The 23,322-nt window shown below is 71.6% G+C and carries 15 protein-coding genes; 12 read left to right on the forward strand and 3 right to left on the reverse strand.

The window, feature by feature from the left end; all coding sequences use genetic code 11:
• Positions 1 to 52 precede the first annotated feature (52 nt).
• The 3 genes from OG858_RS33595 (at position 53) to OG858_RS33605 (ending at position 7,132) form a co-directional block, all read left to right on the forward strand.
• Positions 53 to 4,693, forward strand: coding sequence for an FtsK/SpoIIIE domain-containing protein (locus OG858_RS33595; protein ID WP_319264434.1), 4,641 nt, complete (start codon positions 53 to 55; stop codon positions 4,691 to 4,693).
• 66 nt (positions 4,694 to 4,759) lie between these two features.
• Positions 4,760 to 6,283 carry a tRNA (N6-isopentenyl adenosine(37)-C2)-methylthiotransferase MiaB gene (gene miaB, locus OG858_RS33600; RefSeq protein WP_086746105.1) on the forward strand — a complete coding sequence of 508 codons (1,524 nt, stop codon included), beginning with the start codon at positions 4,760 to 4,762 and terminating at the stop codon, positions 6,281 to 6,283.
• A gap of 138 nt (positions 6,284 to 6,421) precedes the next feature.
• Positions 6,422 to 7,132 carry a class III extradiol dioxygenase subunit B-like domain-containing protein gene (locus tag OG858_RS33605; protein WP_319064317.1) on the forward strand — a complete coding sequence of 237 codons (711 nt, stop codon included), beginning with the start codon at positions 6,422 to 6,424 and terminating at the stop codon, positions 7,130 to 7,132.
• 119 nt (positions 7,133 to 7,251) lie between these two features.
• Here OG858_RS33605 and OG858_RS33610 read toward each other — a convergent pair whose 3' ends face one another.
• A complete protein-coding gene (locus OG858_RS33610) occupies positions 7,252 to 7,551 on the reverse strand; it encodes an antitoxin (protein WP_319064318.1) in 300 nt (99 codons plus the stop codon).
• Positions 7,552 to 7,575: 24 nt separating this feature from the next.
• Positions 7,576 to 7,803, reverse strand: coding sequence for a hypothetical protein (locus tag OG858_RS33615; RefSeq protein WP_319264436.1), 228 nt, complete (start codon positions 7,801 to 7,803; stop codon positions 7,576 to 7,578).
• A gap of 235 nt (positions 7,804 to 8,038) precedes the next feature.
• On the opposite strand from OG858_RS33615, the gene miaA reads away from it, so the two are divergent.
• The 6 genes from miaA (at position 8,039) to hflX (ending at position 16,395) form a co-directional block, all read left to right on the forward strand.
• Positions 8,039 to 8,977 carry a tRNA (adenosine(37)-N6)-dimethylallyltransferase MiaA gene (gene miaA, locus OG858_RS33620; RefSeq protein WP_086746101.1) on the forward strand — a complete coding sequence of 313 codons (939 nt, stop codon included), beginning with the start codon at positions 8,039 to 8,041 and terminating at the stop codon, positions 8,975 to 8,977.
• A gap of 102 nt (positions 8,978 to 9,079) precedes the next feature.
• Positions 9,080 to 9,610: a hypothetical protein gene (locus OG858_RS33625; protein ID WP_086746100.1), complete on the forward strand. Its 531-nt coding sequence runs from the start codon at positions 9,080 to 9,082 to the stop codon at positions 9,608 to 9,610.
• 132 nt (positions 9,611 to 9,742) lie between these two features.
• A complete protein-coding gene (dapF, locus tag OG858_RS33630; protein ID WP_086746099.1) occupies positions 9,743 to 10,612 on the forward strand; it encodes a diaminopimelate epimerase in 870 nt (289 codons plus the stop codon).
• A gap of 296 nt (positions 10,613 to 10,908) precedes the next feature.
• The gene (locus OG858_RS33635; RefSeq protein ID WP_179200731.1) at positions 10,909 to 13,062 is read left to right on the forward strand and encodes a RelA/SpoT family protein; all 2,154 of its coding nucleotides are present in this window, start codon (positions 10,909 to 10,911) and stop codon (positions 13,060 to 13,062) included.
• 171 nt (positions 13,063 to 13,233) lie between these two features.
• Positions 13,234 to 14,715 carry a M1 family metallopeptidase gene (locus OG858_RS33640; RefSeq protein ID WP_319264440.1) on the forward strand — a complete coding sequence of 494 codons (1,482 nt, stop codon included), beginning with the start codon at positions 13,234 to 13,236 and terminating at the stop codon, positions 14,713 to 14,715.
• A gap of 183 nt (positions 14,716 to 14,898) precedes the next feature.
• On the forward strand, positions 14,899 to 16,395 hold the full coding sequence (hflX, locus tag OG858_RS33645; protein ID WP_037700909.1) for a GTPase HflX: 1,497 nt from the start codon (positions 14,899 to 14,901) through the stop codon (positions 16,393 to 16,395).
• A gap of 238 nt (positions 16,396 to 16,633) precedes the next feature.
• Here the strand turns inward: hflX and OG858_RS33650 are convergent, their stop codons facing one another.
• Positions 16,634 to 17,863, reverse strand: coding sequence for a trypsin-like serine peptidase (locus tag OG858_RS33650; RefSeq protein WP_086747999.1), 1,230 nt, complete (start codon positions 17,861 to 17,863; stop codon positions 16,634 to 16,636).
• Between the two features lie 376 nt (positions 17,864 to 18,239).
• On the opposite strand from OG858_RS33650, the gene OG858_RS33655 reads away from it, so the two are divergent.
• The 3 genes from OG858_RS33655 (at position 18,240) to OG858_RS33665 (ending at position 23,275) form a co-directional block, all read left to right on the forward strand.
• Positions 18,240 to 19,733, forward strand: a complete 1,494-nt coding sequence (locus OG858_RS33655) for a diaminobutyrate--2-oxoglutarate transaminase family protein (RefSeq protein ID WP_408059441.1) — start codon at positions 18,240 to 18,242, stop codon at positions 19,731 to 19,733.
• 289 nt (positions 19,734 to 20,022) lie between these two features.
• On the forward strand, positions 20,023 to 22,428 hold the full coding sequence (locus OG858_RS33660) for an IucA/IucC family protein (RefSeq protein ID WP_408059442.1): 2,406 nt from the start codon (positions 20,023 to 20,025) through the stop codon (positions 22,426 to 22,428).
• 100 nt (positions 22,429 to 22,528) lie between these two features.
• On the forward strand, positions 22,529 to 23,275 hold the full coding sequence (locus OG858_RS33665) for a GNAT family N-acetyltransferase (RefSeq protein ID WP_319264442.1): 747 nt from the start codon (positions 22,529 to 22,531) through the stop codon (positions 23,273 to 23,275).
• Positions 23,276 to 23,322 lie beyond the last annotated feature (47 nt).

A 23,322-nucleotide genomic window follows, 5' to 3' on the forward strand; every position in this document is an offset into this window, starting at 1 on the left:
CCCGTCACGCCGTACCCGAACCGCCCACCCCCGAGCACCCCCAAGGGGAGCAGTGAAACTCCTCATCACCACGGTCGCCGAAGGCGACGCCACCGGCCGTCAGGACGTGCTGCTGAGCGCGTCCGGAAGCACCCCCGTCGAGGAGGTCGCCGCCCATCTGGCCCGGCTGCGAGCCGGTGACACCGACGGGACCGGGACCTCGCCCGCCGCACCGGGACCCGCCCCGGCCTGCTACCTGGGCGACGAGCACCTCGCCCCGGGCACCCCGCTGGCCGCCACCCGTCTGATGGACGGCAGCGTCGTCGCCCTCGGCGCCCCACAGCCGCCCCCGGCCACCGCCTACGGCCCCGAACGCGACGCCATGCCGCAGCCGCACCGGGCGGACCACTCACCGGTGGTCGAACTCCAGGTGGTGGGCGGCCCGGACGCCGGACGGGTCCACCCGCTCGACCTCGGCACGCACGGCATCGGCCCGCTGGCGGACGCGGCCGTGCCGCTCGACGGGCGGGGCATGCCGGGCGAGGGCGTCCGGGTGACCGTACGCCCGGACGGTTCGGCCATCGTGGAACTGCCCGAGGGCGGCCCGGCACGGCTGTCCGTCCCGGAGCCGCCGGAGCACCGGGGCAGGCCCAACACCCCGTTGCTGCCGCTCGCGGAGCAGGACGAGGAGGACGAGCCGGAGGACGCCGCCGACAACAGCGCGGAACTCCCCGACGGCTGGGTGCTCTGGCCCGTGGGAGCGGAGCTGTCCGTCGGCGACCACCTGCTGCGGCTGACCGAACCGACCGCCAGGGACGCGGCGGTGGTGCCGTCCGAGGGCGGGGGCGGCCTGGACTACAACCGGCCGCCCCGCATCCTGCCGCACCTGGCGCCGGAGCGGTTCCGGCTGCCCGGACCGCCCGATCCCCCCGGACGCAGGCCGATTCCGCTGCTCGTGGCCCTCGCCCCGATGGTCTTCGGCGTCAGCATGATGTTCTTCCTGCAGTCGTACTTCTATCTGATCTTCATGTTCCTGTCGCCGGTGCTGATCGCCGCGAACTACGTCAGCGGACGGCGGCAGGCCCGCAAGGACTACGAGGAGAAGTCGAGCATCTACCGGCAGCGCCGGGCCTCGCTGGAGGAGGACGTCCGGCAGAAGGTCGCCACCGAACGGAGGCTGCGCGCCGAGAGCGCGCCCGACCCGGCGGTGGCCGGACTGTGGGCGGTCGGCCCCGGCCGCCGGCTGTGGGAGCGGCGCCGTGGCGACCCGGACCACCTGGCCCTGCGCCTCGGCACCGCCCCGCAGCCGTCCCTGCTCGGCATCGACGACACCGCCCGCGAGGACAACCACACCGCCGTCCACTGGACGATCCCGGACGCCCCGGTCGGCGTCGACCTCGTCGAGAGCGGCGTGGTGGGCCTGGCCGGCGCGACCGGCCCCGTGCAGGCGCTGGCCCGCTGGATGACGGCCCAGGCCGCCGTCCTGCACACGCCGCGCGACCTGCGGATCGTCGTCCTCACCGACAAGGCCGCCGAGGACTCCTGGCACTGGGCGCGCTGGCTGCCGCACTCCCGCGACGGCCTGCCCGGCATCCGCGGCGGCGCCGTCACCCTGATCGGCAACGACCCGGAGACGGTCGCCAACCGCGTGGCCGAACTGGTCTCCACCCTGCGCACCCGGCAGCGGGCCGCCGAGTCCACCATGAGCAAGGCGCTGCTCAGCGAACCGGACGTCCTGGTGGTGATGGACGGCGCCCGGCGTCTGCGCGACGTACCCGGCGTGGTCTCGATCCTGAAGGAGGGGCCGGCGGTCCGGATCTTCCCGCTCTGCCTGGACCAGGAGGAACGGCTCCTGCCGGAGGAGTGCACCGCCGTGGTCCGCCACGAGAACCACCGGCTGACCCTGCGCCGCACCGGACAGCCCGACGTCACCGACATCCGCCCGGACCTGGTCGAACCCGAGTGGTGCGAGCGCGTGGCCCGGGGCATCGCCCCGATCCGCGACGTCACCCCGGACGCCTCCGAGGGCCTGCCCGCCAGGGTCGGGCTCCTGGAACTCCTCGGTCTGCCCGAGCCGACCGCCGAGCAGGTCGCGGCCCGCTGGGAGCGGCGCCCCGCCTCCACCGGCGTCCTGCTGGGCGCCGGCTACGACGGCCCCGTAGCCTTCGACCTGGTCAAGGACGGCCCGCACGGCCTGGTGGCCGGAACCACCGGCTCCGGCAAGTCCGAACTGCTGCAGACCTTCGTGGCCACGCTCGCCGCGGTCAACCGGCCCGACGAACTCACCTTCGTCCTCGTCGACTACAAGGGCGGCAGCGCATTCAAGGACTGCGTCGACCTGCCGCACACCCTCGGCATGGTCACCGACCTCGACAGCCACCTCGTGCAGCGCGCGCTCACCTCGCTGTCCGCCGAACTGACCCGCCGCGAGCACATCCTGGCCGACGCCGGAGCCAAGGACCTCCCCGAGTACCAGGGCATGCGCCGCCGCACCCCCGAACTCCTGCCGGTGCCCCGACTGGTGATCGTCATCGACGAGTTCGCCACCCTCTACCGGGAGATCCCGGACTTCATCCCCGGCCTGGTGAGCATCGCCCAGCGCGGCCGTTCCCTCGGCATCCACCTGGTCCTGGCCACCCAGCGCCCGGCCGGTGTGGTCAGCTCCGACATCCGGGCCAACACCAACCTGCGCATCGCGCTCCGGGTCACCGACGCCTCCGAGAGCATGGACGTCATCGACACCAAGGACGCCGTCAGCATCTCCCCGGCCACCCCCGGCCGGGCCCTCGCCCGGCTCGGCCACGGCACCGTCGTACCCTTCCAGACCGCCTACGCCGGCACCCCGATGCCCGGCACACAGCCCGCCCCCGAGCCCCATGAGCGGCGGCCCGCGGAGGAGTCCCGTATCCGGGGCACCGAACTCCCCTGGCAGCGCCTCGGCCGCGCCGCAGGACTGCCCGGCACGGCGGAGACGGACGAGGGCGGAGACCCGGCGGCGGACACGGCCGACGACGACGTCCCCACCGACCTCAACGCCCTGGTGGCGGCGGTCTCCGAGGCGGCACGGCTCACCGGATGCGCCCCACAGCCCAGCCCCTGGCTCCCGGCCCTCGGCCAGAACCTTTTGATCGACGACCTGCCCCAGCCCGACGAACCGGGCGGCGCCCGCCCGGCCCCGGTCTCCTGGGGCCTGTCGGACCTGCCCGAGGCCCAGGCCCAGCTGCCGGTCCGCCTCGACTTCGTCGAGTTCGGGCACCTGTACGTCATCGGTATCCCGCGCTCCGGCCGTTCCCAGGTGCTCCGCACGATGGCGGGAGCCCTCGCCCGGGGGCACTCCAGCGCCGACGTCCACCTCTACGGCGTCGACTTCGCGGGCGGCGCCCTCACGGCGCTCGGCGTGCTGCCGCACTGCGGCGCGGTCGTGCCGCGAGGCGACATCGAGCGGTTGGAACGGCTGTTCGCCCGGCTCGACGGCGAACTGGAACGCCGTCAGGAACTCCTCACCGAGCGGCACGCCGGCAACCTCACCGAACTCCGCGAGAGTGTCGGAGCCGGCTCCCGCCCGCCGCACATCATGCTGTTCATCGACGGCTGGGACGCGCTGATCGAGGCCGTCGCCGACCACAACGGCGGCCGCCTGGTGGAACAGCTCAACCGGCTCCTGCGCGAGGGCGCCGCCGCGGGCCTGCACGTCGTCGCCACCTCCGAACGCGCCCTGCTGTCCGGCCGGGCGACCGCTCTCAACGACAACAAGCTGCTGCTGCGCCTGAACGACAAGACCGACTACCACGCCGTCGGCAAGCGGGCGCGCGACGTCCCCGACCTCGTCCCGCCCGGCCGCGGCTTCACCTCCGACGGCGGCACCGAGATCCAGGTGGCCCTGCTCGCCCCCGGCGCCACCGGCCAGGAACAGGCCGAGGCGCTGCGCCTGATCGGCGCCGAGGCGACCCGCCGCGACGCCGGACTCCCGGCCGACCGCCGGCCCGCCCGCATCGGCACCCTGCCGGTGAAGGTCACGTTCACGGACGCGTACGAGAAGGTGGGGGAGGAGTTCCGTCGGCCGATGTGGGGCCTGCTGGGCCTGGGCGGCGACGACGTCTCCCCGGTGGGCGTGGACTTCGCGGACACCTCACCCACCTTCTCGGTGGTCGGTCCGCCCGGCTCCGGCCGCAGCACCACCCTGGCCGCCCTGGCCGTCTCCCTCCTCGCCTCCGGCACCCGCCTGGTGATCCTCGCCCCGCGCGAGTCGCCACTGCGCACCCTGGGCAAGCACCCCGGCGTACGGCTGATCACCGCGACGGAACCCACCGTCGAGGAGTTCACCGAGGCCCTGGAATCCGGCGGCGGGCCCCGGGTGGTCATGGTGGACGACGCCGACCTGTTCGTCCTGCCGGACATCGACCAGAACCTCCGCACCCTGGCCCAGTCCGGCCGGGACCACGGCATCGGCATCGTCATCGCCGCCACCGCGGAGACCATGACGGGCGCGATGGGCTGGCTCAGCGCCCTGAGACGGCACCGCAAGGGCGTCCTCCTCGGCCCGCAGAGCGTCCTGGAGGGCGACTACGTCGGCGCCCGCCTCGCCCACGCCCATCTGCGTGGCCGCAAACCCGGCCGGGGCCTCACGGTCGACCAGCGCACCGGTGAACTGATCAACGTGCAGATCCCTGAGACCGTCCTCGACGGCGACGACGAGGGCGACACGACGGCCTGACCCCGGCCGAGAGACCGCAGCGCCCGGGGGACGAGGGCTCCCCGGGCGCTGCCTTAGGCTTACGGAGTGACCAACAGCAGCGACCGGAGTCAGGCAGTGGGCGTCAAGACATACGAAGTACGTACTTATGGATGTCAGATGAACGTCCATGACTCCGAACGCCTGTCCGGTCTCCTGGAGGACGCCGGATACGTGCGCGCGCCCAAGGACGCCGGGGAGGGCAACGCGGACGTCGTCGTCTTCAACACCTGCGCCGTACGGGAGAACGCCGACAACCGTCTCTACGGCAACCTCGGCCGCCTCGCCCCGATGAAGACCGCCCGCCCCGGCATGCAGATCGCCGTCGGCGGCTGTCTGGCCCAGAAGGACCGGGACACCATCGTCAAGAAGGCGCCCTGGGTGGACGTCGTCTTCGGCACGCACAACATCGGCAAGCTGCCCGTCCTGCTGGAGCGCGCCCGCGTCCAGGACGAGGCCCAGGTCGAGATCGCCGAATCCCTCGAAGCCTTCCCCTCCACGCTGCCGACCCGCCGCGAGAGCGCCTACGCCGCCTGGGTCTCGATCTCCGTCGGCTGCAACAACACCTGCACGTTCTGCATCGTCCCGGCCCTGCGCGGCAAGGAGAAGGACCGCCGCACCGGCGACATCCTCGCCGAGATCGAGGCCCTGGTCGCCGAGGGCGTCTCCGAGATCACCCTGCTCGGCCAGAACGTCAACGCGTACGGCTCCGACATCGGGGACCGAGAGGCGTTCAGCAAGCTGCTGCGGGCCTGCGGGAAGATCGACGGCCTGGAGCGCGTCCGCTTCACCTCTCCTCATCCCCGCGACTTCACCGACGACGTGATCGCCGCCATGGCCGAGACGCCGAACGTGATGCCGCAACTGCACATGCCGATGCAGTCCGGCTCGGACACGGTCCTCAAGGCGATGCGCCGCTCCTACCGCCAGGAGCGCTACCTGGGGATCATCGAGAAGGTCCGCGCCTCCATCCCGCACGCGGCCATCACCACCGACATCATCGTGGGCTTCCCCGGCGAGACCGAGGAGGACTTCGAGCAGACGATGCACGCGGTCCGCGAGGCCCGCTTCACCCAGGCCTTCACCTTCCAGTACTCCAAGCGCCCCGGCACGCCCGCCGCCACCATGGAGAACCAGGTTCCCAAGCAGGTCGTGCAGGCCCGCTACGAGCGCCTCGTCGCCCTCCAGGAGGAGATCTCCTGGGACGAGAACAAGAAGCAGGTCGGCCGCACCCTGGAGCTGATGGTCGCCGAGGGCGAGGGCCGCAAGGACGGCGCCACCCACCGCCTCTCCGGCCGCGCCGCCGACAACCGCCTGGTCCACTTCACCAAACCCGACCGGGAGGTCCGCCCCGGTGACGTCGTGACCGTCGAGATCACCTACGCCGCCCCGCATCACCTCCTCGCCGAGGGTGCCGTCCTCGACGTACGCCGCACACGGGCGGGCGACGCCTGGGAGAAGCGGAACGCCGTTCCGGCGGACAAGCCGGCCGGTGTGATGTTGGGCCTTCCCAAGATCGGTGTGCCGGAGCCGCTGCCGGTGGCCACGACGGGTGGCTGCGGCAGCCACTGAGCGCCGGTTCGGACGACGGGTTCGGCTCGGTCGTGGCCGTCGTTCGCGGGCTGCGGGTGCGTGGGGGCGTTCGCGCGGTTCCCAGCCCTCGAAGGGCGCGTGAGTCACCCCTGAGCCGCAGAAGTTACCCTGCGGATCATGCTTGTAGCCGCCGCAGTCTGTCCCTGTCCGCCGCTGCTCGTGCCCGAGGTCGCCGCCGGGGCCGCGCCCGAACTGGATGCGGCGCGGGACGCCTGCGCGGATGTGCTCGGGGTGCTCGCCGCCGCCCGGCCGGACCGACTGGTGGTCGTGGGACCCGCCGGGCAGGACGGGCAGTACCCGCAGGGCTCTCGCGGCTCGTTCCGGGGCTTCGGTGTGGATCTGGACGTCCGCCTGGGGCGCGGCAGCGACACGGCGTCCCCCGATGCCCGGCTGCCCGCCTCCCTCGCCGTCGCCGCCTGGCTGCTCGACCGGACCGGCTGGGCCGACACCCCCGTGGAAGGGCTCGGCGTGGGCGGATCTCGCGCCGTCGAGCAGTGCGTCCAGGCCGGACGGGACATCGCCGGGTCGGCCGGGCGCGTGGCCCTGCTGGTGATGGGCGACGGCAGTGCGTGCCGGACGCTGAAGGCCCCCGGGTATCTGGACGACCGCGCGACCGGCTTCGACACGGAGGTCGCCCGTGCGCTGGGCGACGCCGACATCGCCGCGCTCAAGGCGCTGGACGTACGGCTGGCCCACGAGCTGAAGGCCGCGGGCCGCGCCCCCTGGCAGATCCTGGCCGGCGCCGCCGAGAACGCGGACCTGGGCGGCAGCCTGCTGTACGACGACGCGCCGTACGGGGTGGGCTACCTGGTCGCCGCCTGGTCGTAGATCGAGAACGGCGGGTCGAGAACGGCGGATCGAGAACGGCGGGTCGAGAACGGCGGGTGAACGCGGCGGACGGCCGGGAGCGTGAGGTGCTCCGCGGCCGTCCGACGATATGCACGTGCTCAGGAAGCCGGAGGCGGTGGTGTGGTTCCGCCGCCCCGAGACGGGGGTGTGCGGCCGCCGCCCGCAGGCGGCGGCATGTGGCCGTCGCCCTCCTGGTGCGCGAGTCGGTCCATGGCGTGCTTCGCCTTGCCCGTGCCCGACTGGATCCGGCCGCTGTACTTGCCCTTGGTCTTCCTGTCGACCGTGTGCGCGGCCTTGTCGAGACCGTGCTGGATCTTGTCCTCGTGCTTCTGTGCGAGGTGCGAGACCTTGTCCTTGGCCGGGGAGAGTTTGGATTTCAAATTATCCAGCAGACCCATGGTTCACCTTCCCGCGCGGGGCAGTCACTTTCGGGCGCCCTCACTGGCCTCGTTGTCGGCCGCCTGCTCGGCGGTCTGCTGCTTGGGGATCTCCACGTCGTCCGCCGCGTCGACGGACTCCGCCGCGGGCTCGGCGGACTCGTCCTGGTCCTCGGCCACGGCCTCGGCTTCGGGCCGGGCGGCCTCGGTGGATCCCTTCGCCTCGTCCGACTCCTCCGCCTCGGTCTCGGCGGTCGGCGCGGGTGCCGTCACGGCGGCCTCTTCCGCACCCTTCGCCTTACGCCGAAACAGTGAAAAAACGCCCATATCAACCTCAATGCTAATCATGCGGGCCAATTCCCGCGCTCTCCCGGAGCGTCCCATTGCGTCATCCGGGCTGCCGGTACTCGAATCCGGCGCTACGAACTCGCAACACGCAACGACCCCGGCTCGCCCGCGTCACGTAGCTCGTTCGAGAAGAGGTCCCGACATTTGCGAGACTGGGGCGGTGAGTAGCGCAGTTCCCCCTCCACGAGTCATCGCCGTCGTCGGACCGACCGCGGCCGGAAAGTCCGATCTGGGTGTCTTCCTCGCCCAGCGCCTCGGCGGCGAGGTGGTCAACGCCGATTCCATGCAGCTCTACCGGGGGATGGACATCGGCACCGCCAAGCTGACCCCCGGGGAGCGCGACGGAGTCCCGCACCACCTCCTGGACATCTGGGACGTCACGGCCGCCGCCAGCGTCGCCGAGTACCAGCGGCTCGCCCGCGCGCGCATCGACGCCCTGCTCGCCGACGGCCGCTGGCCGATCCTGGTGGGCGGCTCCGGGCTGTACGTCCGGGGGGCCGTCGACAATCTGGAGTTCCCCGGCACCGACCCCGAGGTCCGGGCCCGCCTGGAGGAGGAGCTGACCCTGCGCGGCTCCGGCGCGCTGCACGCCCGGCTCGCCGCCGCCGACCCCGAGGCCGCCCACGCGATCCTGCCGAGCAACGGGCGCCGGATCGTCCGCGCACTCGAAGTGATCGAGATCACCGGAAAGCCGTTCACGGCGAACCTCCCGGGCCATGACTCGGTCTACGACACCGTCCAGATCGGCGTCGACGTGGCGCGTCCCGAACTCGACGAGCGCATCACCCGCCGCGTCGACCGCATGTGGGACGCCGGACTGGTCGAAGAAGTGCGCTCCCTTGCGGAGCAGGGGTTGCGCGAGGGGCGTACGGCGTCCCGTGCGCTCGGCTACCAGCAGGTCCTCGCGGCGCTCGCCGGGCAGTGCACCATGGACGAGGCGCGAGCCGAGACCGTGCGCGCCACCAAGCGCTTCGCGCGCCGCCAGGATTCATGGTTCAGACGCGACCCGCGGGTGCATTGGCTCAAGGGGGGGCTCGCCGACATGAGGGAACTCCCGCAGCTCGCACTGGCGTTGGTCGAACGACCGGTCACAGCCTGATCACGTCATGGCATCGGGTCGCCCCGGCGGTCATCCCGGCCTCCGGGGGCGTGCCATCATCGAGCTTCGATCGACCAAGTAGAGTCCGAGTTGGGAGGGCGCGTGGCGATGGAGGCCGGCCCTCGCGACACCGCACAAGGCACGGAGCAGGGCACCGCGGACGACGCGGAGCAGCTGGTCACCGAGGGGTACACACTGGATCCCGACGACGACCCGCTGAGCCCCGACGGTCCCGAGGACCAGACTCCCGGTGGTGTGAGCGACGACGGACCGGAACCGGACGAGATGTCCGGGCCGGAGGTCGAGGTCGAGCTGCGACCCCAGCGCAGACTGCGGCTCTGGCAGCTCGCGCCCATCGTGGGCCTCGCCGCGGTCGGCTCCCTGATGTTCGCCTTCCCGCTCGCCTTCGAGTTCGGTGACGGCGGCGCCGTGGTCGCCATGCTCGGCCTGCTGATCTGCGCCACCGCGGCCGGCTGGGGCATGATGGCTGCCCGCCGCGTCGGTTACACGTGGCCCGGCCTGCCCGCCCGCGGCTCCGGCCGCCGCGCGGACTGGCGGATGGCCCTGCTTTACGCCCTGATCGTGGCCGCGGTGGTCGTGCTGGCCGTGTGGCGGGTGGCACGGCTCCGCTAGAGCGTTCCGGCGGGAAGCGGGGCTGTGCCGACATGCGACTCCGTCGCGTGGGCGACCAGCCGTAATCGACCCGCAGCGACCCCGGCACCCTCCGTCGGCCCTCCCGGTGGAGCGCTCCCGTACGATCGACGAATGAGCACGCGGATCGCCTTCCTCAAGGGGCACGGGACCGAGAACGACTTCGTGATCGTCCCGGACCCGGAGAACGCCATCGACCTCTCCCCGGCCGCTGTCGCCGCCCTGTGCGACCGCCGCGCGGGCATCGGGGGAGACGGTGTGCTGCACGTCGTACGGTCCGCCGCGCACCCCGAGGCGAAGGGGCTGGCGGCCGAGGCGGAGTGGTTCATGGACTACCGCAACGGCGACGGGTCGATCGCCGAGATGTGCGGAAACGGCGTCCGGGTCTTCGCCCGCTACCTCCTGCACGCCGGTCATGTCGCCGAGGGCGACCTCACCGTCGCCACGCGCGGAGGCGTGAAGAAGGTCCACATCGACAAGGACGGCGACGTCACGGTCGGCATGGGCAGCGCCCGCCTCCCCGGAGGTGACGTCACGGTGAGCGTCGGGGAGCACAGCTGGCCCGCCCTCAACGTGAACATGGGCAACCCGCACGCCGTCGCCTTCGTGGCCGACCTCGCGCAGGCGGGCGACCTGCTCTCCCCGCCGCCCTTCAGCCCGGCCGCCGCCTACCCGGACGGCGTCAACGTCGAGTTCGTCGTCGACCGCGGCCCTCGGCATGTGGCGATGCGCGTCCACGAGCGCGGTTCCGGCGAGACCCGCTCCTGTGGCACCGGAGCGTGCGCCGTCGCCGTGGCCGCCGCCCGCCGGGACGGCGCAGATCCGGCCGTCACGGGCACCCCGGCGACGTACACCGTCGACGTGCCGGGCGGCACGCTGGTGATCACCGAACGGCCCGGCGGCGAGATCGAGATGACCGGTCCCGCGGTGATCGTCGCCGAGGGCGAGATCGACGCCAAGTGGCTGGAAAACGCGGCGCGTTGAGGTGTGGTAGGGCTTGACATGGTGGTGTCCGGAGCATGAGCGCCGTGTACATCCAAGCCCACCACGCGTTCAGGGGTGCGAATCCATGGCGCACCTCGGGTGGGGTGACTCGAAACCGTAAACCTCACAACCTTCCCTCGAATGGGTGATCCGTTTCACGCTCGGCGAGAGGCGGTCGGATGGGCGTGATGGGGTCGGTAGCATCAAGCACCGGCACGGACGGGGGAACGACGATCCCCTGAGCCGCCGCACGCCATGGGGCACCCGTCCGCCGGTCCACGCAGCCGGAGGTGCCCATGAGCGCGGAGGCCACGAACCCCGCCGTATCGCCCGCCCCTGCGCCGCCACCAGCGCACCGCAGGAAGGGCCGACCTCGTATCGACCTGCGCCGTCTGGGCCGCGCCGCACTCCTGGGCCCGACGACCCGTGACCGTATGCCCGACGCGATCAGTCATCTCGCCGACGCGCACCGCGCCCACCACCCCGACGCCGATCTCGACCTGCTGCGCCGGGCGTACGTCCTCGCCGAGTCCTCGCACCGCGGTCAGATGCGCAAGAGTGGCGAGCCGTACATCACACACCCGCTCGCCGTGACTCTGATCCTCGCCGAACTGGGCGCGGAGACAACGACCTTGACGGCGTCTCTGCTCCACGACACCGTCGAGGACACGGATGTGACGCTCGATCAGGTGCGCGAGGAGTTCGGCGAGGAGGTGCGGTATCTCGTCGACGGCGTCACCAAGCTGGAGAAGGTCGACTACGGAGCCGCCGCCGAGCCCGAGACCTTCCGCAAGATGCTCGTCGCCACCGGCAACGACGTCCGCGTGATGTCGATCAAACTCGCCGACCGGCTGCACAACATGCGCACCCTCGGTGTGATGCGCCCCGAGAAGCAGGAACGCATCGCCAAGGTCACCAAGGACGTCCTGATCCCGCTCGCCGAACGGCTGGGCGTCCAGGCGCTCAAGACCGAGCTGGAGGACCTCGTCTTCGCGATCCTCCACCCCGAGGAGTACGCGCACACCCGCGAGCTCATCGCGGAGAACGCGGCGCGGGAGGGCGACCCGCTCGCCGAGATCTCCGACGAGGTGCGCGGGGTCCTGCGCGAGGCCGGCATCCAGGCCGAAGTCCTCATAAGGCCCCGCCACTTCGTCTCCCTGCACCGGGTCTCCCGGAAACGCGGACAGCTGCGCGGCTCCGACTTCGGACGGCTCCTGGTCCTCGTCAACGAGGACGCCGACTGCTACGCGGTCCTCGGTGAACTGCACACCTGCCTCACCCCCGTGGTCTCGGAGTTCAAGGACTTCATCGCCGTACCGAAGTTCAACCTGTACCAGTCGCTGCACACGGCCGTCGCGCGGGGCGACGGCCAGGTCGCCGAAGTCCTCATCCGCACCCACCAGATGCACAAGGTCGCCGAGGCCGGCGTCGTCGCCCTGGGCAATCCCTACGCAGCTCCCGCGGAGGAGCAGACCGACGGCGAGGGCGAGCGCATCGACCCGACCCGCCCCGGCTGGCTCTCCCGGCTCCTCGACTGGCAGGAGGCGGCACCGGACGCGGACATGTTCTGGTCGACCCTGCGCGAGGACCTCGCCCAGGACCGTGAGATCACCGTCTTCCGGCCCGACGGGGGCACGTTGGGGCTCCCCGAGGGCGCCAGTTGCGTGGACGCGGCGTACGCCCAGTACGGCGAGGACGCGCACGCCTGCATCGGCGCCCGCGTCAACGGCCGTCTGGTGAGACTGAGCACCGTCCTGAAGGACGGCGACACCGTCCAGCTCCTCATGGGTCAGGACCCGGCCTCCGAGCCCTCCAGGGAGTGGCTGGAGCACGCCCACACGCCCGGCGCGCGCATCGCCATCCAGCGCTGGCTCGCCACCCACCCCTCGCCCGCCGCCGACGACGAGTCCGAGGAACGCGACGGCGCACGCAAGGACGGGACACCGGCCCTCCGCCCCGCCATGGACGAGCCCGCCGCCACCTCCGACACCGTCGGCGCCGTGGTCGTCGTCGACAGGCCCGAGGCGACCGTACGTCTCGCCGGCTGCTGCACGCCCGTACCGCCCGACGAGGTCACCGGCTTCGCCGTCCGCGGGGGAGTGGTGACCGTGCACCGCCTCGAATGCGCCGCCGTGACACGCATGAAGGGACTGGGGCGCCCGGAGATCGAGGTGCGCTGGGGGAACACCACCGAGTTCCGGGTCACTCTCGTCGCCGAGTCCTTCCAGCGGCCCCACCTCCTCGCCGACCTCACCGAGGCCATCGCCCTCGAAGGCGTCGACATTGTCACCGCCACCGTCGAACCCCCCACCCAACAGCGCGTCCGCCACACCTACACGCTGCAACTTCCGGACGCCGCACACCTCCCGAACCTGATGCGGGCCATGCGGAACGTGCCGGGCGTGTACGACGTGGGCCGGGCCCAGCACCAGGCGGTGGCCGCCCACTGACCCCGGCGGGCTGCCGCGCACGAGGTCAGGGGCGCCAGCGCACGAGGTCAGGGGTGCCAGAGCAGTAACCCCGGCGGGTGGATGAGGCCCGGCAGACGGCGGGCCGCTCGTTCGGGTGGGCCCGCTGCGAGTCGGCGGCGCGGAGCGCGTGCGCGCTGGTAGCGGTGGTCCATGCCGCTCACCCCACGCTCCCGGAGCCGCCGCGTCCAGGCCGCGCTGCTCGCCTCTGCCGTCTCCGTCTGCCTGATCGCCGCGAGCGCCCCCGCACCCGCCGTGCCCCTGGGCGTCGGCGACCGGCTCTTCCCGCACCTCGGCAACCCGGGATACGACGTGGAGTCGTACGACCTCGCGTTCACCTACCCCGGCAGCAACCGCGAGCCACTCACCGCCGTCACCTCGATCGACGCCCGGACGACCTCCCGTCTGGAACGGGTCAACCTCGACTTCTCGCACGGAAAGGTCGGCTCCGTGGAGGTCGACGGGGAATCCGCCGCCTTCACGAGCGCGGGCGAGGACCTGGTGATCACACCCCGGGAACCGCTACCCGAGGGCAGCCGGACACGCATCACCGTGCGGCACACCAGCGACCCCGTGTACACGGGGGACGAGGAGGGCGGCTGGGTGCGGACCGCAGACGGGCTCGCCATGGCCAACCAGGCCGACGCGGCGCACGTGGTGTTCCCGTGCAACGACCACCCCTCCGACAAAGCGATGTTCACCATCCGCGTCACCGTGCCCGACGGCTACACGGCCGTCTCCAACGGCCTCGCCACCGGCACCGACCGCGCCCCCGGAACCACCACCTGGACCTACCGCACCGAGCACCCCATGGCCACCGAGCTGGCCCAGGTCTCCATCGGCCGCTCCGCGGTCCTCCACCGCACCGGACCGCACCGCCTGCCCGTACGCGACGTGGTCCCCGCGAAGGACCGCGCGAAGCTCGAACCGTGGCTCGAGAAGACCCCCGCCCAGATCGAGTGGATGGAGGGCAAGGTCGGCCGGTACCCCTTCGAGACGTACGGTGTCCTGATCGCTGAGGCGCAGACCGGGTTCGAGCTGGAGACACAGACCCTCTCCCTCTTCGAGAGGGAGCTGTTCATCCGGCCCGAGTACCCCAAGTGGTACGTCGAGTCGATCATGGTGCACGAGCTGGCCCACCAGTGGTTCGGCAACAGCGTCAGCCCCCGCACCTGGTCCGACCTGTGGCTCAACGAGGGACACGCCACCTGGTACGAGGCCCTGTACGCCGAGGAGACGGCCGGCAGGACCGTGGAGGCACGCATGAAGGCCGCCTACGGTGCCTCCGACAGCTGGCGGACCGCCGGGGGACCGCCGGCGGCACCGAAGGAGCCCAGGAACGGCCAGAAGATCGGCATCTTCCGGGCGAACGTCTACGACGGGGCCGCGCTCTTCCTGTACGCCCTGCGCGAGGAGATCGGCGGCCCCGCCTTCGCCCGGCTCCAGCGGGCCTGGGTCGCCGTTCACCGGGACGGAGTCGCCTCCACCGCGGACTTCCAGGAACTCGCCTCCGGGATCGCCGGACGCGATCTGGGCGGCTTCTTCCACGCCTGGCTGTACGAGGTGAGGACGCCGCCCATGCCGGGGCACCCCGACTGGAAGTCGGCCCCGGCGAAGGTCTCGGCGAAGCGGTAGCCGTCGATCCACCGGGGGTGTGGCTCCGGCACGGACGGGAAATAACCCGGGTGACGAGACGGGTCGTCCCGTGCGACCATCTTCGAGTCGGCGGAGGGAATCTCCCGGCCGCACCGGGCGTTGTCACCAGTGACGGGTCGTGATCCGTCCGCCCTTCGGTATCCCTATCGACGTAAGGACCCAATGACCTCCTCTTCTTCCCCTTCCCAGGCCGCACAGAGCGCCTTCGCGCAGAACGACCCCGAGAACCTTCGGGCCGATGCCCTGATGGAAGAGGACGTCGCCTGGAGCTTCGAGATCGACGGAGAGCGGGACGGCGACCAGTTCGACCGATCCGACCGTGCGGCCCTGCGCCGTGTCGCGGGCCTCTCCACCGAGCTCGAGGACGTCACCGAGGTCGAGTACCGTCAGCTCCGCCTGGAGCGAGTCGTACTCGTCGGTGTCTGGACCACGGGAACCGCGCGGGACGCGGAGAACTCGCTGGCCGAGCTGGCCGCCCTCGCGGAGACCGCGGGCGCGCTCGTGCTCGACGGCGTGATCCAGCGCCGTGACAAGCCGGACGCGGCCACCTACATCGGCTCCGGCAAGGCCAACGAGCTGCGGGACGTCGTCCTCGAATCGGGGGCGGACACTGTCATCTGCGACGGTGAGCTGAGCCCCGGCCAGCTCATCCACCTCGAAGACGTCGTCAAGGTCAAGGTCATCGACCGTACGGCCCTGATCCTCGACATCTTCGCCCAGCACGCCAAGTCCCGGGAGGGCAAGGCGCAGGTCGCGCTCGCGCAGATGCAGTACATGCTGCCGCGACTGCGAGGCTGGGGCCAGTCGCTGTCCCGGCAGATGGGCGGCGGCAAGGGCGGCGGCCTCGCCACCCGTGGTCCCGGTGAGACCAAGATCGAGACGGACCGGCGGCGGATCCGCGAGAAGATGGCGAAGATGCGCCGGGAGATCGCGGAGATGAAGACCGGCCGCGAGATCAAGCGCCAGGAGCGCCGCAGGAACAAGGTGCCCTCGGTCGCCATCGCCGGTTACACCAACGCCGGCAAGTCCTCCCTGCTCAACCGCCTCACGGGCGCGGGCGTGCTCGTCGAGAACGCGCTGTTCGCGACCCTCGACCCGACGGTGCGCCGGGCCGAGACCCCGAGCGGGCGGCTGTACACCCTGGCGGACACCGTCGGCTTCGTACGCCACCTGCCGCACCACCTCGTCGAGGCGTTCCGCTCCACGATGGAGGAGGTCGGCGACGCCGACCTGATCCTGCACGTGGTCGACGGTTCGCACCCCGCGCCGGAGGAGCAGCTGGCCGCCGTGCGTGAGGTCATCCGCGACGTGGGCGCGACCAAGGTGCCCGAGATCGTGGTGATCAACAAGGCGGACGCGGCCGACCCGCTGACGCTGCAGCGGCTGCTGCGGATCGAGAAGCGTTCCATCGCGGTCTCGGCCCGCTCCGGCCAGGGCATCGAGGAACTGCTCGCCCTGATCGACAACGAACTGCCGCGCCCCTCGGTCGAGATCGAGGCGCTCGTGCCGTACACCCACGGCAAGCTCGTCGCCCGCGCCCACACCGAGGGCGAGGTGATCTCCGAGGAGCACACCCCGGAGGGCACCCTGCTCAAGGCCCGGGTGCACGAGGAGCTGGCCGCCGACCTGGCCCCGTACGTTCCGGCGGCGACGGCCTGACGGTCGACCGACGCACCTGTACGTCCGACGGTCGCCTGATCCGTCGTACCTCGACGCCGAATGATCTCCGTCCGTACGTCCCGAAGGCCCGCCCCCTCCGCTGAGGGGCGCGGGCCTTCGGGATGTGCAGGGGCACCGGCCGCCCGGTGTACCCGCATGCTCCGAGGAGACGGACGCAGGGCGCGCGGCGAACAATCCCACGCGCCCCGCCCCCGTCGTCGTCACCGCCTGCGCGGCGTCACTGCGCGAACTTGTCACTCACCGCCTGGTACACGCCCTCGGCGTCCTTGCCCAGCCGCGGCCCGGCCAGCCAGCCGGCGCTCACCGGTCCGATGGAGGTGTTGGACACCAGCGCGGGCTGACCGTCCGAACCGGTCGCCACCCAGCCACCGCCGGACGAACCACCGGTCATGCTGCAGCCGATGCGGTACATCGTCGGGTCGGACTCGACGAGCGACAGCCGCCCGGGCTTGTCCGTGCACTGGTACATCGTCTCGCCGTCGTACGGTGCCCCGGCCGGGTAGCCCGTCGCCGTGATGCTCTCCACCTGCGCGACGGCAGGCGCGTCGAAGTCCACCGGCAGCGCCGAACCGACCATCTCCTCCAGCGACTTGCCCCCGCTGCCCTCCTCCGGCGTCACATGGATCACCGCGAAGTCGTACGGCGCTCCGTCACCGCCCGACTTGCCCCCCTGCTCGATCCACTGGTCCGAGGTCTGAGCCCAGTCACCCCACCAGACGCCGTACGGAGCGACCTGCTCCTTGGTGGCGGTCTGCAGCTCCGACGCCGACATACCGCTGTCGTTGTACGAGGGCACGAAGGCGATGTTGCGGTACCAGCCGCCCGACTTGCCGGCGTGCACACAGTGGCCGGCCGTCCACACGAGGTTGGACTTGCCCGGGTTGGCCGGGTCCTGGACCACGGTCGCCGAGCAGACCATCGTGCCTTCGGGCGCGTCGAAGAACACCTTGCCCGCCTCGGGCGCGTTCGCGTGGTACTCCGCCGACACCGCCTCGGCGTCGACGGACTGCGGAGTCGGGTCGGTCACGCCCTGGTCACCGGTGAGGTCGCTCTCGTCGACCTCCTTCTCCGGCTCCTCGGCGTCCCGCATCCGGTCCGGGTCCCACAGGTCCTCGATGATGGGGTTGACGTAGTCCTCGGCCTCGCGCAGCCAGTCGTCCTTGTCCCAGTTCTTCCAGGCTCCGCCCCGCCACTTGTCGAGGTCGATCCCGTGTTCCTTGAGCTTGTCCTTGATGTCGTCCGGGATCTGGATCTTGCCGTCGCCCGCGCTGCCGCTGTCCTGCGCGGACGCCGACGCGTCGGCGTTCGCCGTGGTGTCACCCGAGCCGCACGCCGTTGCGGTCAACGACAGAACCGTGGCAAGGCCGACCGCGGCCAGAACGGGGGAGGTACGGCGGCGCGTGCTCCTCCCGCGACGAGCGGCGAAGAGCGGTCGTATGGGTCGCATGGTCTGGACTCCCCCTGGGGCGTAAGAGAACTCTGTGCTGCCGAAGCGGATCGCGCACGGCTTCTCCGCGCGCCCACCGCCCCCTTGTACGTAACCGACACGCCATCGCGCGGCTCCGTACACCTGCTTCTTCGTACGTAGTCGTCGTACGCGCGGCTTGGTACGGATCCGCCGAGCCACGTCCTTCGGAACGGCATCACACACTATGCGGTCGTTGTGGGGGACATCCGATGGAACGGCAACGGTTCCGTCACGGCAAAGATCTTCGTCTCACCCGCTTCCCCGTGCGAGTCGCGTCGTTGGTACGGGCGGGGGACCCGCCGGTGCTCGGTGCCCCCTGCCAACTCGCCTCTGAACAGCGGGAGGAAGTGCAGTCGTGGCGGTGACCGAGTCTGCGGTGGCGCCGGTGGGGCGTGAGCCCGAGCGAGCGCGTTCGGGGCACGAGTACGAACCGGCGCGCACACGACGGGAACCCGACGGGGCGCGTTCGGCGCACGAGGGCATCCTGCGGCGGCAGGCCGCCCGAGAGTCGGCGGCGCGCACCTACGCGCGAGCCCTGCCCATCGTGCCTGTCCGCGCACGCGGTCTGACCATCGAGGGCGCGGACGGCCGCCGCTACCTCGACTGTCTGTCCGGCGCGGGCACACTCGCCCTCGGCCACAACCACCCGGTCGTCCTCGAAGCGATCCGCAAGGTGCTCGACTCGGGCGCTCCGCTCCACGTCCTCGACCTGGCGACCCCCGTCAAGGACGCCTTCACCACCGAACTGTTCCGCACCCTTCCGCCAGGGCTCGCGGACCGCGCACGCGTCCAGTTCTGCGGACCCGCCGGTACGGATGCGGTCGAGGCCGCCTTCAAACTGGTCCGGGCGGCGACCGGACGCACCGGAATGCTCGCCTTCACCGGCGCTTACCACGGCATGACCGCCGGGGCACTGGAAGCGTCCGGAGGCGCCTACGACGTACGGGTGGCGCGTCTGCCGTACCCGCAGGAATACCGCTGCCCCTTCGGCATCGGCGGTGAGCGCGGCGCCGAACTCGCCGCCCGCTGGACCGAGTCCGTCCTCGACGACGCCAGGTCCGGCGTACCGCTGCCCGCCGGCATGATTGTCGAACCCGTCCAGGGCGAGGGCGGCGTCATCCCCGCCCCGGACGGTTGGCTGCGCCGCATGCGTGAGATCACCGCCGCGCACTCGATCCCGCTGATCGCCGACGAGGTTCAGACGGGCGTGGGCCGCACCGGCCGGTTCTGGGCCGTCGAGCACAGTGGAGTCGTCCCCGATGTGATGATCCTGTCCAAGGCCATCGGCGGCAGCCTCCCGCTGGCCGTCGTGGTCTACCGCGACGACCTCGACGTCTGGCAGCCAGGCGCCCACGCCGGCACCTTCCGCGGCAACCAGCTCGCCATGGCCGCCGGCACCGCCACCCTCGCCCATGTCCGCGAGAACGGCCTCGCCGAACGTGCCGAGACCCTGGGCGCCCGCATGCTCACCCGACTCCGCGGCCTCACCGACCAGTTCGCCTGTGTCGGCGACGTTCGGGGACGAGGGCTGATGATCGGCATCGAAATGGTCACGCCGGACGCACCGCGTCCATCCGACGACACCGGCCCCCGCCCCCCGGCGCCCTCCCTCGCCACCGCGGTCCAGCGCGAGTGTCTCCGCCGCGGCCTGATCGTCGAACTCGGCGGCCGCCATGCCGGCGTCGTCCGCCTCCTCCCACCCCTCACGATCACCGACGAACAGACGAACGCCGTACTCGACCGCCTGACGGACGCGATCGCCTCGGTAGCGGCCACCGCCGAAACCCGAGGCTTCGTGAGCCCGACGCCCGAGCGAGCCGGAGGACCCGGACGCCCGCCCGACGACTGACAGCCGAGCCAAGTCGAACAGCCGGCCGAAACTGCCCCCGCCCCGCCCGTGAACCAACCGCGCACCCCAGGTACCGCACCACCGAGCCACCGCCTCCACTCCCTCCTGACAAGCCCCCACTGCGCCATCGCCCCCCACGCCTCCCACAGCCCCCACCCCCGCCTCCCTCCCGCACAAGTCCCGACCCCGTTCGCCAGCACGGATCCGCGACTGCCCTCCCGCACGAGCAACCCCAGGAACCGCCTTGAAGCCGCCGCCCGCACCCGAGGCCCACACCGACGATCACCGCATGGAAGCCGGCAGCCCCCAGGCTGCCCCGAGCCCGCCGAGCGTCGAGCCATCACCCAGCCAGGTCGAGCCGAGGTCCAGCCAGGCTGAGCGGGGGGCCGATCCGGCCGAGCAGGGTTCTGGTCGGGCTGATCCAGCGCAGGCCTGCCAGGGCGCGCCGGGGCCTGGCAGGCCTGCGCTGGTTCCGTACCCTGCCAAGCCAGTCCCTCGCCAAGCCGCGTTCGCCGACCATTCGACCGAGCCACGTCACGAGCGCGAGCAGTCTGTCCCTGGCCAAGCCGGCGGAACCCGGACCACCGGACCTCTGCCCAGCCCCGCCACCGACGCCCTGCACCACCCCGACCCGCACACCGCGGCCCAGGCGGCAGCGGTCGAGAACCTCTTGCGCTGCTGGGTACGCGAACACGACCTCACCTCCCCCCACGACGGCACCCTCCGCATCCCCCTCCCCACGTCCGGCACGACACTCCTCGCCCCGGTGCACTACTGGTCCCTCACCGGCTGGCACCGATTCGGCCCGCCACACCTCGCCCACACCCGCGGGACCGCACCACCGGTCGACGCGGTCACGGTGGCGTCCCTACTGGCCAGGGAGGCGGCCGCGCGAGGCCGTCAAGAGACGGGTGTCCCCGAGCCCCGACCCACGACAGCGCACACCCTCGCGTCCCACACCACGGGTCGGCCGGATCAAACCGATCCGCTCGCCCCACTCGACCACCCTGGCCCGCCCCGCCGACTCGACCCCCTCGATCAGCCTCGCCAACCAGGTCGACCCGACCGACCCGACCGGCTCGACCAACTTGGCCAACGCGACCAGCTCGACCGGCCCGACCAACACGATCAGAACGATCGGATCGACCAGCTCGACCTGGCCCGTAGCGTCGCCGACTCCGCACGACGCGTCACCATGTTCATCGCCGAGCGCCGAGCCGAGCCCGCCGACCATCCGGACCGATTCCTCGCCGCCGAGCAGGCTCTCGTCCTCGGTCACCCCCTGCACCCCACCCCGAAGAGCCGGGAAGGGCTCGCCGAAGCCGAGGCGCGCCTCTATTCACCGGAATTGCGTGGCTCCTTTCCCCTGCACTGGCTGGCGATCGCACCCTCCGTCCTGTCCACCGACTCGGCATGGACCGAGCGCGGTCGTGTCATCCCCGCCGAACAGCTGACCGCACGGCTGGCCGGCCCGGGGCTGCCGCTGCCGGAGGGCTACACCGCCCTGCCCGTGCACCCCTGGCAGCTCCGCGAGGTCCGCCACCGCCCGGCAGTGGCCGCTCTGCTCGATGCCGGCCTGCTCCGAGACCTGGGTCCGTACGGCGACCCGTGGCACCCCACGTCCTCCGTCCGTACCGTCCACCGCACCGGCGCCCCCGTGATGCTGAAGCTCTCGCTGGGCCTGCGCATCACCAACTCCCTTCGTGAGAACCTCCGCAAGGAACTCCACCGCGGTGTCGAGGTCCATCGACTGCTGCGCACCGGCCTGGCCGCGCAGTGGCAGGCCGCCCACTCCGGGTTCGACATCGTCCGTGACCCCGCCTGGCTGGCTGCCACCGCACCGGACGGCGACCCTCTGCCCGGCCTGGACGTGATGGTCCGGCACAACCCGTTCGGCCCGGCTGACGACGCGGCCTGCGTAGCGGGCCTTGTGTCACCGATGCCGCACGCCCGTGCCGAGCGACGAGCGGACCACCCCGGTGACCAGCAGGACCGCCCCGACGGCCAAGAGCCGGTGTGCCCCGCCAGCCCCCTGCGGCAGCGCTGTGAAACACCGCCCGATGAGCGACTCACCATGCGGTCGCGGCTCGCCGAAGTCGTCACCCGCCTGGCCGGGCGCACCAACCGTCCCCGAGGCACCGTCGCCGCCGAGTGGTTCCTGCGCTACCTGGAGCAGGTCGTGCGGCCCGTGCTGTGGCTGGACAGCGAGGCCGGGATCGCCCTCGAAGCGCACCAGCAGAACACGCTCGTCCTGATGGACTCCGACGGCTGGCCCATCGGCGGCCGGTACCGCGACAACCAGGGCTACTACTTCCGTGCATCCCGTCGCGCGGATCTCGAAGCCCGACTGCCCGGCATCGGCGAGCGCAGCGACACGTTCGTCTCCGACGAGGTCACCGACGAACGGTTCGCCTACTACCTCGGCATCAACAACGTGCTCGGCCTCATCGGCGCGTTCGGCTCCCAGCGCCTCGGCGACGAGTGCCTCCTGCTCGCCGCCTTCCGCCGCTTCCTCACGGATGTGGCCACCGGACCGGGCCGGCTCAACACGACCCTGCCGGCACGGCTGCTCGACTCACCCGTCCTGCGCTGCAAGGCCAACCTTCTGACCCGTCTCCACGGCCTCGACGAACTCGTCGGCCCGGTCGACACCCAGTCCGTCTACGTCACCATCACCAACCCCCTCCATCGCTGACCGGGCCCTTCGCCGCTGTTCAGCCCACATGTCTGCGTACTGCGACTCCCTTCAGCCCCGAGGAACATGACCCGCCCGATCTCCTGAGAGGAGCGTCGCCATGACTCCCACCGACGCGAGCACCGACGCGAGCACCGACACCGCCTCGGCCCCGACGAGCAATGAGGACACGCTCGAACTGCGCCTGACCGACGACTTCCTCGCGCTCCTGTCCGAGGACGGCGACTCATGCGGCGGCAGGACCGAGGCAGTACAGGGGATGCCCCCGGCCAACGGCGAGTTGCTGGACCACCTCGCCGACTGGGGTCCGGTCGTCACCCCGGCAGGCACCCTGCACCTCGTCCCCGTCCGCCCCGAACGGGAGCTCCCGCTGGTCTCCCGCTGGATGAACGACTCGGCCGTGGCCTCCTACTGGAAGCTCGCCGGAACCGAGGACGTGACCGCGGACCACCTCCGGACCCAGCTCGGCGGCGACGGCCGCAGCGTGCCCTGCCTCGGGCTGCTGAACGGCACCCCGATGAGTTATTGGGAGATCTACCGGGCGGACCTCGACCCCATCGCCCGCCACTACCCCGCCCGTCCGCACGACACCGGAATCCACCTCCTCATCGGACCCGTGGCCGACCGGGGGCGGGGGCTCGGTGCGACCCTGCTCCGCGCCGTAGCCGATCTCGTCCTCGACAGAAGACCTTCCTGTGCCCGCGTCGTCGCCGAACCCGACCTTCGCAACTTTCCCTCCGTCTCCGCTTTCCTGAGCGCAGGCTTCCGGTTCTCCGCCGAGGTCGACCTGCCCGACAAGCGGGCCGCCCTCATGGTCAGGGACCGGCTTCTGCGTGATCTGATGTAGATCCGATGTGGATCTGCTGTGATGCCGTCATTTCTGGTACACCGCCC

Source organism: Streptomyces europaeiscabiei (assembly GCF_036346855.1).
In the GTDB taxonomy this organism is placed as follows: domain Bacteria; phylum Actinomycetota; class Actinomycetes; order Streptomycetales; family Streptomycetaceae; genus Streptomyces; species Streptomyces europaeiscabiei.